10 protein-coding genes and 1 pseudogene are annotated in these 12,712 nt (G+C 55.9%); 7 read left to right on the forward strand and 4 right to left on the reverse strand.

What is annotated here, in order from left to right; translation table 11 throughout:
• The first annotated feature begins 93 nt into the window (after positions 1 to 93).
• Positions 94 to 963, forward strand: coding sequence for a small-conductance mechanosensitive channel MscS (gene mscS / locus AU509_RS07740; protein WP_085651275.1), 870 nt, complete (start codon positions 94 to 96; stop codon positions 961 to 963).
• A gap of 307 nt (positions 964 to 1,270) precedes the next feature.
• Here mscS and AU509_RS07745 read toward each other — a convergent pair whose 3' ends face one another.
• On the reverse strand, positions 1,271 to 2,947 hold the full coding sequence (locus tag AU509_RS07745; RefSeq protein ID WP_094118063.1) for a 2-isopropylmalate synthase: 1,677 nt from the start codon (positions 2,945 to 2,947) through the stop codon (positions 1,271 to 1,273).
• Positions 2,948 to 3,225: 278 nt separating this feature from the next.
• On the opposite strand from AU509_RS07745, the gene AU509_RS18595 reads away from it, so the two are divergent.
• The 3 genes from AU509_RS18595 to AU509_RS07755 all read left to right on the forward strand — a co-directional run bounded on the left by AU509_RS18595 (position 3,226) and on the right by AU509_RS07755 (position 5,127).
• Positions 3,226 to 3,597, forward strand: coding sequence for an AraC family ligand binding domain-containing protein (locus AU509_RS18595; protein WP_254901543.1), 372 nt, complete (start codon positions 3,226 to 3,228; stop codon positions 3,595 to 3,597).
• Positions 3,598 to 3,653: 56 nt separating this feature from the next.
• On the forward strand, positions 3,654 to 4,031 hold the full coding sequence (locus AU509_RS18600; RefSeq protein ID WP_254901544.1) for a helix-turn-helix domain-containing protein: 378 nt from the start codon (positions 3,654 to 3,656) through the stop codon (positions 4,029 to 4,031).
• A 370-nt stretch (positions 4,032 to 4,401) separates the two neighbouring features.
• A complete protein-coding gene (locus AU509_RS07755; protein WP_085651278.1) occupies positions 4,402 to 5,127 on the forward strand; it encodes an oxidative stress defense protein in 726 nt (241 codons plus the stop codon).
• Positions 5,128 to 5,163: 36 nt separating this feature from the next.
• On the opposite strand, the gene AU509_RS07760 is transcribed toward AU509_RS07755, so the two are convergent.
• On the reverse strand, positions 5,164 to 6,057 hold the full coding sequence (locus AU509_RS07760) for a LysR family transcriptional regulator ArgP (RefSeq protein ID WP_085651279.1): 894 nt from the start codon (positions 6,055 to 6,057) through the stop codon (positions 5,164 to 5,166).
• 192 nt (positions 6,058 to 6,249) lie between these two features.
• Here AU509_RS07760 and rpiA point away from each other — a divergent pair, with 192 nt between their 5' ends.
• On the forward strand, positions 6,250 to 6,915 hold the full coding sequence (gene rpiA, locus AU509_RS07765; RefSeq protein ID WP_094118064.1) for a ribose-5-phosphate isomerase RpiA: 666 nt from the start codon (positions 6,250 to 6,252) through the stop codon (positions 6,913 to 6,915).
• 311 nt (positions 6,916 to 7,226) lie between these two features.
• A pseudogene (gene serA / locus AU509_RS07770) lies at positions 7,227 to 8,458 on the forward strand (phosphoglycerate dehydrogenase).
• Between the two features lie 70 nt (positions 8,459 to 8,528).
• Here the strand turns inward: serA and AU509_RS07775 are convergent.
• Entirely contained in the window at positions 8,529 to 9,518 is a 990-nt protein-coding gene (locus tag AU509_RS07775) for a zinc-binding alcohol dehydrogenase family protein (RefSeq protein WP_094118065.1), read from the reverse strand.
• Between the two features lie 124 nt (positions 9,519 to 9,642).
• Between AU509_RS07775 and AU509_RS07780 the strand changes: the two genes are divergently transcribed.
• A complete protein-coding gene (locus AU509_RS07780; RefSeq protein WP_085651283.1) occupies positions 9,643 to 10,542 on the forward strand; it encodes a LysR family transcriptional regulator in 900 nt (299 codons plus the stop codon).
• Positions 10,543 to 10,749: 207 nt separating this feature from the next.
• On the opposite strand, the gene ettA is transcribed toward AU509_RS07780, so the two are convergent.
• Positions 10,750 to 12,414 (reverse strand): energy-dependent translational throttle protein EttA, encoded by a 1,665-nt coding sequence (gene ettA / locus AU509_RS07785; protein ID WP_094118066.1) that lies wholly within the window; start codon positions 12,412 to 12,414, stop codon positions 10,750 to 10,752.
• Between the last annotated feature and the right edge of the window lie 298 nt (positions 12,415 to 12,712).

A 12,712-nucleotide genomic window follows, 5' to 3' on the forward strand; every position in this document is an offset into this window, starting at 1 on the left:
CGGGAGCCTTATTTTTACTGCCGTTTTAAACCAATAACGGTAGATTTTGGTGTGGGTAAGTGAGTTTAGCGAGTCTCAAACAGGAGTAAGTTAATGGAAGATTTAGGTGTAACAGAAAGCGTAAGTCGCGCGCAGACCTGGTTGACCAACAATCAACATGTGCTGCTGGAGTATGCGGTTAATATTGTTTCCTCACTGGTCATTCTGATCGCGGGATTGATTGTCGCGCGGGTGGTTTCAGGCACCCTGAACCGTCTGATGCGGGCGCGTAATATCGATGCCACGGTCGCGGATTTCCTGTCTGCGATTGCGCGCTACGGCGTGATTGCCTTTACATTGATTGCCGCGTTAAGCCGCATCGGCGTACAGACGGCATCGATTATCGCCGTGTTGGGTGCCGCCGGTTTGGCCGTAGGTTTGGCGCTGCAAGGTTCGTTGTCCAACTTCGCTGCTGGCGTGCTGATTGTGATGTTCCGTCCTTTCCGTACCGGTGAAACGGTCGATCTGGGTGGCGTGAGCGGCACCGTGACTCAGGTACAGATTTTCTCCAGTACGCTGCTGACCACTGATGGCCGCATCATTGTCGTACCGAACGGCAAGATCATCTCCGGCAATATCATCAACAGCTCCCGCGAGCCGAATCGCCGTACCGAGATCATTGTGGGCGTCGCTTACGATGCAGATATCGATGTGGTGAAGAAAGTGCTGGGCGACATCATCAAAGCAGACGACCGTATTCTGAAAGATAAAGATGTTGTGATCCGTCTGAACGAAATGGCGGCGTCTTCCCTGAACTTTGTCGTGCGCGTATGGACGACCAACGCAGACTCCACCGAGGTGAACTGGGACCTGCTGGAAAACTTCAAGCGTGCGCTTGATAAACATCAGATCGGCATTCCTTACCCGCAGATGGATGTGCATTTGCACCAGACTGCGACGGCGGAACCCGCCGACAAGGCGTAAGTCAGTCCTCTCTTTTACGCGCTGTCCGCCCCCTTTTACGGGCAGCGCGATATCCTTTTTTCCGCCCGAATACGCCTTCCCAGACGACGCCAACGCGCTATAAATCCCACCGTTTAATAAGCTAATTTCGCTGTCAGAGATTGCGTTCATAAAGCATAGGACGCGCAGGTTTGAGATGCAGACGCGCCAACGTGAGCCAACAGCGAAAACGGGGAGAGCGGCAGCGTCACCTCACTAAACCCCACTGATGAAAACTCACGGTGAAGACTGCCCAGCGCGAAGCCCCTGGGCGGTCATCTATCGCCTCTCAGTCGGCCGTCGCCATCTCCGTAGCGAATCGGGCTGCGGCACTCAACACGGCTAAAACTGACGCGGTTGCGATGTTCGCATGTCGTCCTACGCCGAAGCGCGAACCGGGTACGCCGGGTATCGCGGCCTCCACAATGGCCAGCGCCATTGCATCGGACCCTGCCCCCATACTGCGTTCTTCATAACTATCGATGCGCAGCGGCATGCCCAGCGCCGCGACAGCCGCGTCAATGGGGCCGCTGCCTGTCCCCTTGCAGGTTTTGACGTCACCGGCTTCACTCACCAGCGCCAGCTCAATACCTTGCCCGTCTGCATGCTCGAACAAGCGATGGCGATGATGAATAAAGCCGGGCTGTTCCCGAAGCGGGGCAAAGTAGGTGCGCTTAAACAGGTCCCAAATTTGCTGGCTGGTCAGCTCCGTCTCGCTGGCGTCGGCCTGTGCTTGAACGATGGCGCTGAACTCCACCTGCATACGGCGCGGCATGACGATACCGTGGTCCCGCTGCAGCAAAAAGGCGATCCCGCCTTTGCCTGACTGGCTATTGACGCGCACGATACTGTCGTAAGTGCGGCCCAGATCTTTGGGGTCAATGGGCAGGTAAGGCACGCGCCACGGCTCATCGGCTTTTTGTGCGGCAAAGCCCTTGGCGATGGCATCCTGATGCGAGCCGGAAAACGCCGTGAAGACGAGATCGCCGACATAAGGATGGCGCGGGTGTACAGGCAGCGCGGTACATTCCTCGGCCACGCGGGCGACCGCCGCAATGTCGGAGAAGTCCAGTCCCGGCGCAATGCCTTGGGTGTACAGGTTCAGCGCCAGCGTCACCACATCGACGTTGCCGCTGCGTTCACCATTGCCGAACAGGCAACCTTCCACCCGTTGCGCACCGGCCAGCATGGCTTGTTCGGCACAGGCCACGCCCGTCCCCCGATCATTATGGGGATGCACGGACAGCACGATATGCTCGCGCCGCGCTAACCGGCGATCCATCCATTCGATCTGGTCGGCGAAAACATTGGGCGTAGCGATCTCTACCGTGGTCGGCAGGTTGATGATCATCGGTCGCTGCGGACCGGCATCCCACGCGCGGATGGCGGCGTTGCAGACGGCCAGTGAAACCTCCAGCTCGGCCATGCAAAAAGTCTCGGGTGAGTATTGCAAGACCCATTCGGTTTCCGGGTGGGCCGCCGTCAGTTGTTTGAACAGCGTAATCCGCTGCTCCACCATATCGATAATCTGCGGCACGCTCATGCCGAAGACGATCTCGCGCCACGCGGGGGCGATAGCGTTGTAGAAATGCACGATCACACGTCGTGCGCCAGCCACACAGCGCACCGTTTCGGCGATCAGGTCATCGCGCAATGGCGTCATCACCATCGGAGTGACGTCTTCAGGAATCTGGTCCGTGTCGATCAAGTGACGCACGATGTCGAAATCAGTGCGCGAAGCGGCAGGAAAGCCCACTTCGATCTCCTTAAAACCAATGCGTACCAGCTCATGGAACAAGCGGATTTTAAGCTCGCGGTTCATCGGCTCAAACAGGGCCTGATTGCCGTCGCGTAAGTCGGTGGACAGCCAGATTGGGGCTTGTGTCAGGGTACGTGATGGCCATTGGCGGTCGGTCAGATCGACCGGAGCTGTAGGACGGTATTTCTGGGAAGGATCGGTCAGCATGAAAAGGACTCCAGGGACATTGTGGGCACCTGATCCCCCTGGCTTGGAGAAAGCTGACGAGGGTCGGGGTCAGGGGGAATCAGGATGGGTCGTGGCACGAACGGACGTGCGCAGACCCCGACCAGAGATCAGGGATAGTCGCCGTGGTGAAAGAGAGTGTATGAACATCGGTGAATAGACCCAGTAGATGACTTTGTTTTCGATGTTAGGCTTGCAGGTGGCGTCCATCTACATAAAAATGGACAAATACTTTATTTATTTGGACAAACTTTACCGTCATGGGCTTTTCCTCTTCCGAATACGGCTCACATGCGCTTGACCTGAGCGCAGGAGAAGCCTGCGGCCTGCCGGTATTCGGTGTCGCCGTACGCTATCCCGCGGGCCATATCGTGACTTCGCACTCGCACCCTTATGGTCATTTGATCTATGCGGATCGTGGCCTGTTGCGTGTGGAGGCCGACAGCGGCCAGTGGCTGGTGCCGCCCACCGCTGCGGTCTGGTTACGATCGGGTGTGGCGCACCGGCTGGTAGTCCCGGTGGCGCTGCAAGCACATGGTCTGTTTGTGCGTGAGGATGTATGCGCTCGCTTGCCGTCGACCGATTGCGTCGTTCATGTCTCCGGTCTGCTGCGGGAACTGATCATGCGTTAGGCCAATCCGAGGATGCCGCTGTCTCTTCCACTCGTCTGCGTCTACTCGGTGAGCTGTTGGTTGAAGAACTGCACACCCAGCCGGTGCTTCCGCTCCACCTTCCCTGGCCTACAGGCAGCGCTGATAGCGCGATGCAGCAAGTGTGTCAGGCGCTGGTGGACAGCCCGGACGATACCGCCACCGCCGCCGAGTGGGCCAACAGACTGGCGATGGGTGATAAGACTTTCCATCGGCATTTTCTCCAGTCGACCGGTATGACCTTCGGCAAATGGCGCCAGCAGCTGCGGCTGATGTCGTCGCTGACGTTATTGATGCAGGGAATGCCGATTACGCAGGTCGCGCTGGCAAGTGGTTACGATAGCCATAGCGCCTACACCACAGCCTTTGGCAAACAATTCGGACAGCCCCCGTCGGCCTTCGCAGCGAATCGATAGGCCCGCGATGATGAGTGACGAATCGCGGTGAGATGTCAGCAATAGACAGAGAAACATCGGTGTTCTGTGGTGAGTGTTGACGGCCTGCGGGGTGAGCGACTGAGGCGCTATTTCAAGCCGCCGTCATGCGCCTCGACGGTGTATCGCTTTCACAAGGTCGACAGTGTATCCAAGGCGTGGATGAAACTAACTCTCTGCACGATAAGAGATTTTCGATGACTGTTCGAGAGTGAAAAAAACCGCGCGTCGGACCTTTTCATTGCCCTTTCGTTTAGCTAACGCTCTGCGAATATTCAGAAACTCTCCTATATTGAGTGGTAGCCACCTCGCGTATGGTGTGCACTGCCGTCACAATTTGAAAGGAGAGAGTGTGAAACTCAAGACACTGACACTGGCTGCGATTATCGGTATGGGGGCGCTATCCGCCGCCGCTACGGCCAACGAGTTGCCTAATGGCCCGCACATCGTCACCTCAGGCGCGGCAAGCGTGGACGCTACGCCGGATATCGCGCGTCTGGCCATTGAAGTCAGCGTGTCCTCCAAGGATGCCGCTGATGCCAAAAAACAGGCGGATGCCCGCGTGGCGCAATATTTCGATTTCCTCGCCAAGCAGGGGATCGACAAGAAAGATATCAATGCGGCCAATATCCGCACCCAGCCTGAATATGACTACCTGAAAACCGGCGGCTCCGTGCTGAAAGGCTATCTTGCCGTTCGACAGGTGGAAGTCACGGTACGTCAGCTGGATAAGCTGAATGAGCTGCTGGATGGCGCGCTGAAGTCTGGCCTGAACGAAATTCGCACGGTCGATCTTAGCGTCTCCAATCCGGATACCTATCGCGATCAGGCGCGTCAGAAGGCGATCGAACAAGCGAGCAGTCAGGCGCAGGCGCTGGCCAGCGGTTTCAAAGCGACGCTGGGGCCGATTTACAGCATTCGTTATCACGTCGCCAATTATCAGCCGGTGCCAGTGGCGCGGATGTTGAAGGCGTCGGATGCGGCCGTACAGACGATGGCGTCCCAGACCTACGAGCAGCAAACCATTCATTTCGACGATCAGGTCGACGTCGTGTATGAGCTGCAACGTCAGCCTTAATCTCCTCACTCCGCGGGCGCGGAATTTTTGCTGCGATCAGGGCTGACGCAGCACCCGACGCCCGTGATCCAACAGCGCATCCGTCACTTTACGCATCATCCGGCTTTCCGGAGCGAAGCGATGCCAATACAGCATCCGTCGCTGCAACAGGCCCGGCGTGAGATCGATCAACTCGCCTTTAGCCAGCTCTCGTTCGATCTGCAAGTGGGGGATCATGCAGCAGGTGGTGCCCTGACGGGCCAGCTGCACAAATGCTTCCGACGAGTTCACGATATGGCAGGGGACGCTGCCGGGCGAAAGGTCGAAATTCTGCTGTAAAAACGCCTGATGCATATCATCCAGATGGTCGAAAGCAACGGCGGGCGCGCGCAGCAAGGCGGAGCGGGTGACGCCGTTCGGGAAATAGCGTTTCGCGAATTCCGGCGAGGCGACGAACAGGTAGTCCAACGCGCCTAGCGCATCGACCAGACAGCTTGGCAGCGGCTGTGGCTGAATACTCACGGCACCGACGACCTCGCCGCGACGCAAACGCTCTTGCGTGCGTGTCTCATCTTCCACCTGCAGGTTCAGACGAATCGGCGAGTCCGCCAGCACCGACTGCAATGCTGGCAGCAGCCAGGTCGCCAGACTATCGGCGTTGACCGCGAGTGATAGCAGGAGAGGAGCCTCGCTGCTGTTTTCATCGCCGAGCCACTCTTCTTCCAGCAGTTCCACCTGATGCAGCAGCGCCAGCAGCTTTTGCCCCTGTTCGGTCGGCCGGGGCGGGATCGTTCTGACTAACAGCGGCTGACCAAAGAGATTCTCAAGCTGCTTGATGCGCTGCGATACGGCGGATTGAGTAATACAAAGTTTCTGTGCAGCGCGTTCGAAGCCACGCTCGCGGATTACGGCGTCCAGGGCCTGAAGAGTGCGATAGTCCGGGCGTTTCATGAAGGGGAAAAGTTCCTGTGAAAAATATTACTCTTTTCACTATGCCATAATTTTTCGGGTCACCTCTCTAATAAATGACGCTTTTACCTGCGAACTCCTGAAATTTGTGTCGACGCAAACGCTAAATCACGCCTTTTCGACAACGTCTGCTTTATAATACGCGCACTTTTTAAAGCAACAGGCAATCAGACCATGACACAGGATGAACTGAAAAAAGCCGTCGGCTGGGCCGCGCTGGACTATGTCCGCCCCGGTACTATCGTCGGCGTTGGCACAGGCTCGACGGCGGCGCATTTTATTGATGCGTTGGGCTCCATGAAAGATCAGATCGAGGGCGCCGTCTCCAGTTCGGACGCCTCCACCGCCAAGCTGAAAAGCCTCGGTATTCCGGTGTTTGATTGCAATGAAGTGGATGTGCTGGACGTGTATGTGGACGGTGCGGACGAAATCAATGGCCATATGCAAATGATTAAAGGGGGCGGGGCTGCGTTAACGCGTGAGAAAATCGTCGCCGCCATCGCCCGGCAGTTCGTCTGTATCGTCGATGCCACCAAGCAGGTGGATATTCTGGGGCGTTTCCCGCTGCCGGTTGAGGTGATCCCAATGGCGCGATCTTATGTTGCGCGGGAACTGGTCAAACTGGGTGGGCAACCGGAGTATCGTCAGGGCGTCGTGACCGACAACGGGAATGTCATTCTGGATGTGCATAACCTGGATATCTCCGATGCGATTGCGATGGAAAATAGAATCAACGGCATCGCCGGGGTGGTGACGGTCGGTCTGTTTGCCAACCGTGGCGCGGATGTTGCGCTGGTGGGAACGCCGGAAGGCGTGAAAACGGTCAAACGAAGCTCGTGAGTCAGTCCCTTCGATAACCTCTCGTCGTCTCTCTCCGGCCTGTTTCGTCAGGCCGGATTTGTGGTAATCAGGCGCATTATTTTTTACCCCGCATTTTTGGTGCTTAATATCACTTTTTCTTATTTGGCATAGCCACTATATGGTCGGCCTCTTATTTAGCAGCATTTTTTGCCACAAATGTCGCCTTACGCTGCGGCTTCTGTGCGCCGACAAGCAATCGTTTGTATTGCCGCCCGCGTAATTTTTGTTATGTTTGCAGGCAATGGTTTTGCAAACCGTCACATCTGAAGTCTGAAAAATAAGGTCGGGAAATGGCAAAGGTATCACTCGAAAAAGATAAAATTAAATTTCTGTTATTAGAAGGCGTACACCAGAATGCGGTTGATAACCTGCGTTCCGCCGGATACACCAACATCGAATACCATAAAGGCGCGCTGGACCCGGAAACGCTGAAAGAGTCGATTCGCGACGCACATTTCGTCGGCATTCGTTCCCGCACGCACCTGACTGAAGAAATCTTCGCGGCTGCGGAGAAACTGGTTGCCGTAGGCTGTTTCTGCATTGGCACCAACCAGGTTGAATTGCCGTCCGCCACCAAGCGCGGTATCCCGGTCTTCAACGCACCTTTCTCCAATACCCGCTCCGTTGCTGAACTGGTCATCGGCGAATTGCTGCTGATGCTGCGCGGCGTCCCAGGGGCCAACGCGAAGGCACACCGCGGCGAATGGCACAAACAGGCCGTTGGCAGCTATGAAGCCGCGGGAAAAATCTGGGCATTATCGGCTACGGTCATATCGGGACTCAGCTGGGTATTCTGGCGGAAAGCCTGGGTATGCACGTGTATTACTACGACATCGAAAGCAAACTGTCTCTGGGCAATGCGCAGCAGGTTAACCAGCTGTCTGATCTGCTGAAAATGAGCGATATTGTCAGCCTGCACGTTCCGGAAACCGACAGTACGCAAAACATGATCGCGGCCAACGAACTGGCTCAGATGAAGCCGGGCGCCATGCTGATTAACGCATCACGCGGTACCGTGGTGGATATTCCCGCGCTGTGTGAAGCCCTGAGTAGCAAACATCTGTCCGGCGCGGCAATCGACGTATTCCCGCAAGAACCCGCATCCAACAAAGAGCCGTTCCTGTCGCCGCTGTGCGAATTCGATAATGTGCTGCTGACGCCGCATATTGGGGGGTCTACTCAGGAAGCGCAGGAAAACATCGGTGGGGAAGTGGCCAGCAAACTGGTGAAATACTCCGACAACGGTTCTACGCTGTCTGCGGTGAACTTCCCTGAGGTGTCTTTGCCGACGCACAGCGCACGCGCCAGCCGTCTGCTGCACATTCATGAAAACCGTCCGGGTATCATGACTCAGCTGAACACCATTTTCGCCAACGAAGGCATCAACATCGCCGCACAGTATCTGCAGACCAGCGCTGATATTGGCTATGTCGTGATTGATGTGGTCACCGACAGCGCTGATACCGCGCTGCAGTTGATGAAATCGATTCCGGGCACCATTCGCGCTCGTCTGCTGTACTGATGGCTGTTGTTGTCATTAATGGTAGAAAACCGGCCCTGTGAGGGCCGGTTTTGTTTTTACTGGCAGTCGATCACGATCTTGCCTGAGTATGTCCTTCCAGCACCGTGTTGTGCGCGGCGGAGAGCGTTTCCGTCGTTAATCCCTTCAGCACTTTGCTGGCGGTTCCTTTCAGTTTGCCTTCGTCGACCTCACGGGCTACCTGCTGCAAAATGTCTCCCTGACGAGCAATGTCCGGCGTGGTGTACATGCTGCGGGTAAACATGAATTCCCAGTGCAGGGCGGCGCTTTTGAGTTTGAGCTGGGTTTGGTCCAGCGGATGCGCGTTTTCTACGATGGTGCAAATCTGGCCCAAAGGCGCAATCAACTGCCCAATGGCGTCCCAGTGACCGTCGGTATCGTTAAGGCAGAAGATATAGTCCACCTGTTCGAAGCCTTGCTCTTTGACCGTGTCTACCAGATTACGGTAGTTTACCACGTGGTGCGCGCCACGCTGCTTGCACCATTCGACGGACTCCGGACGGGAGGCTGTGGTGATGATGGTGACCTTGCTATGTAATGCGGCGAGGGAGATAGCCATAGAGCCTACACCGCCGGCACCGCCGATAATCAGTAATGTTTTTCCCGCTTCCGCATCCTGAATACGCAGGTGTTCGAATAGCCCTTCCCAGGCAGTCAGTGAGGTCAGAGGCAGCGCCGCAGCGGAAGCCCAGTCCAGAGTCTTGGGTTTATGCGCCGCAATACGCGAGTCGATCAATTGATGGGTGGTGTTACTACCGGGACGGGTAATATCACCGGCATACCAGACTTCATCGCCTTCCTGAAAACCCGATACAGCCTTACCCACCTTCAGCACGACGCCGCTGGCGTCCCACCCCAGAATCCGCGGGGCTTTCAAGCCGTCGGCGCGCAGCATGGCATGCACTTTAGTATCGACCGGGTTAATAGAAACCGCTTTGACGGCAACCAAGAGATCGTGGTCGCCGGGAGCCGGAATGTCCTGAGTGATTTCGATAAAGTTTTCCGGTTGTTTAGGATCAACCGCAATTGCTGTTGCTGTCATAGTGAGCTCTCCCGTTCTGCAAAGTGTTGGAGTCGATTTATGCGTACAACACAGTGTAGAACGACAAAGAGATGCTGATAAGGTGTACAATAAATAACGCAGTGTTCGGATAAGAAGAACAATTATGTTTAACCAGCTTAAAGACATGGCGCTGTTTGCCTTGGTCGCTGAAAGCGGTAGCTTCACTCAGGCCGCGCAGCGGGCGGGTATGGCGAAGTCGAGCCTGAGTCAGCGCGTCAGTCTGTTAGAACAACGGCTCGGACTGCGATTAATGAACCGCACTACCCGAAAAGTTAATCTTACCTTCGCGGGCGAGCGCTACCTGATTCACTGTCAGGAGATGCTGCAGGCACAGGAGCGCGCGGATCTCACGATCCAGCATTTGCGGGATAATCCGAGTGGTCGATTACGCATCACTAGCCCGGCTGGCGTGGGGGCGACCCTTCTGGCGGAATTGACGGCGGAGTTTCAACAGCGTTTTCCTGCGGTCATGCTTGAAGTCTCGGTATCGGACACCGTGATCGATCTGGTGGCCGATGGGTTTGACATTGGCTTGCGTACCGGTAAACCACAGGATTCATCTCTGATAGGCCGAGCTCTGGGATTAACGCCGCGTTATCTGGTGGCGTCCGGCGGCTATCTCAAACATGCGGCTCCGCTGATGCACCCGCGCCAGTTGCAGGAGCACTGTTGCATTGCGCATCGTGCCTGGACCGAGTGGGTTTTGCATCGGGAAAAGGAGTATTACCAGTGTCTGCTGCCGCGTTCCCATGTCACGGATAATTTGCTCTACGCTCGCGCGTGTGCGATTGCCCATGGCGGCATTACTTTGCTTCCCGAGTTTCTGAGTCGGGAAGCTATCGCAGCGGGAACGTTGATGAGGGTGTTACCGCAATGGCAGGCCGAGCCTAACGATATGTACCTCGTCTATCCCAGTCGTAAACTGAATTCACCCGCGTTGGCTTGTTTCATTGATTTTGTATTGCAACATGAGGCTTTCTTTCCGAAGCTCTTAAAAAGTTAACGCCAAGGACGGGGCCCCATATCTGAGTCATGGAACGATATGGCGGGGAAGTCCCGTGGGACAGGGAGAATGGGGTTATTAGCGGCGTAGGGCAAGCCTATTAATCGGCGTCAATGCTATTTAGAAAACGTTATTTAGGAAAACAAAGGTGTAGATGAAAGAGGCCCGAACTGGGGCGAGCCTCTTAGCTTGCGCTTCGTCGAAACGTTACGCCATTTTCTTGTATTTAATACGGTGAGGTTCCAGCGCTTCCGCACCCAGGGTACGTTTCTTGTACTCTTCGTATTCGGTGAAGTTACCTTCGAAGAATTCAACTTTACCCTCATCCTGATAATCTATGATGTGGGTCGCGATACGGTCCAGGAACCAGCGGTCATGCGAGATAACCATCGCGCAGCCCGGGAATTCCAGCAGGGCGTTTTCCAACGCTCGCAGAGTTTCGATATCCAGGTCGTTGGTCGGTTCATCGAGCAGCAGCATGTTGCCGCCGACCTGTAGCAGTTTCGCGAGATGGAGACGCCCACGCTCACCGCCTGACAGTTCGCCGATGCGTTTGCCCTGATCCACGCCTTTGAAGTTGAAACGGCCGACATAGGCGCGGCTGGGCAGCTCGAAGTTGCCAATGCGCATAATGTCCTGTCCGCCGGAGACTTCTTCCCAGACGGTTTTGCTGTTGTCCATGTTGTCACGGAACTGATCGACGGAGGCCAATTTAACGGTTTCGCCCAAGCTGATCTCGCCGCCATCAGGCTGTTCCTGACCGGATAACATACGGAACAGCGTGGATTTACCCGCGCCGTTCGGACCGATGATCCCCACAATCGCGCCTTTCGGCAGAGTGAAAGAGAGATCGTCGATCAGGACGCGATCGCCATAGGATTTAGACAGGTTAGTGACTTCCAGCACTTTGTCGCCGAGGCGCTGACCGGCTGGAATAAACAGTTCGCTGGTTTCATTACGTTTCTGATACTCAACGCTGTTGAGCTCTTCAAAGCGGGCCAGACGCGCCTTGCCTTTTGACTGGCGGCCTTTAGCGCCTTGGCGAACCCACTCCAGTTCTTTCTCGATCGACTTGCGACGCGCCGCTTCGGAAGATGCTTCCTGAGCCAGACGCTGGTCTTTCTGTTCCAGCCAGGAGGAGTAGTTGCCTTCCCACGGAATCCCTTCTCCACGGTCAAGCTCCAGAATCCAACCCGCTACGTTGTCGAGGAAGTAACGGTCATGGGTGATCGCCACTACGGTGCCTTCGTAATCGTGGAGGAAACGTTCCAGCCAGGCGACGGACTCGGCATCCAGGTGGTTGGTCGGTTCATCCAGCAGCAGCATGTCCGGTTTTTCCAGCAAAAGCCGGCAGATGGCGACGCGGCGACGTTCCCCGCCCGAAAGTTTGCCAATTGTGGCATCCCACGGCGGCAGACGCAGGGCATCTGCGGCGCGCTCCAGCTGATTGTCCAGGTTGTGACCGTCGTGCGCCTGAATAATCGCTTCAAGCTCGCCCTGTTCTTTGGCGAGTTTATCGAAGTCCGCATCCGGTTCGGCATAGGCCGCGTAGACTTCGTCCAGACGAGTCAGCGCCTGTTTGACTTCACCGACCGCTTCTTCAATCGCTTCGCGTACGGTTTGCTCCAGATTCAACTGGGGTTCCTGCGGCAGATAACCGATCTTGATGCCGGGCTGCGGGCGTGCCTCGCCTTCGATGTCTTTATCGATGCCGGCCATAATGCGTAGCAGCGTTGATTTACCGGCCCCGTTCAGACCGAGTACGCCAATTTTGGCGCCCGGGAAAAAGCTGAGGGAGATATCTTTCAGAATATGGCGTTTCGGCGGAACAATTTTGCCGACGCGGTGCATGCTGTAAACGAATTGAGCCACGTTGCTCTGAGCCTCTCTCTGTCAATGTGGGTGCGGCGGCAGTTGATTTCACCGCACCGTAGGGGAATCGGTCGGATGCGGGCATAGCACGCAAATCCGGCCGATGAGTTCACTGTGACGAAGTTTAGCTGTTTTCAGCCAGTGATCCCAGCCGTCAGGCGTATTGGTGGTTTACTTTGCGTGACGCATTCCGGGAGTCATGCAACGGCAGAGTAAAGTTTCATTGAGAACTGGGAACCTGCTCGGAAATGGCATAAATACCGTTAATTTTCCGAGTGATGAATATTCCATGCTGGCG

Source organism: Lonsdalea britannica, from assembly GCF_002111595.1.
Taxonomy (GTDB): domain Bacteria; phylum Pseudomonadota; class Gammaproteobacteria; order Enterobacterales; family Enterobacteriaceae; genus Lonsdalea; species Lonsdalea britannica.

Excerpts from the sequence above, each read along its gene's own strand:
- AU509_RS07775 (WP_094118065.1), bottom strand. The coding sequence starts at position 9,518 with ATGACAGCAACAGCAATTGCGGTTGATCCTAAACAACCGGAAAACTTT.
- AU509_RS18595 (WP_254901543.1), top strand. The coding sequence starts at position 3,226 with ATGGGCTTTTCCTCTTCCGAATACGGCTCACATGCGCTTGACCTGAGC.
- AU509_RS07760 (WP_085651279.1), bottom strand. The coding sequence starts at position 6,057 with ATGAAACGCCCGGACTATCGCACTCTTCAGGCCCTGGACGCCGTAATC.
- AU509_RS07780 (WP_085651283.1), top strand. The coding sequence starts at position 9,643 with ATGTTTAACCAGCTTAAAGACATGGCGCTGTTTGCCTTGGTCGCTGAA.
- mscS (WP_085651275.1), top strand. The coding sequence starts at position 94 with ATGGAAGATTTAGGTGTAACAGAAAGCGTAAGTCGCGCGCAGACCTGG.
- rpiA (WP_094118064.1), top strand. The coding sequence starts at position 6,250 with ATGACACAGGATGAACTGAAAAAAGCCGTCGGCTGGGCCGCGCTGGAC.
- AU509_RS07745 (WP_094118063.1), bottom strand. The coding sequence starts at position 2,947 with ATGCTGACCGATCCTTCCCAGAAATACCGTCCTACAGCTCCGGTCGAT.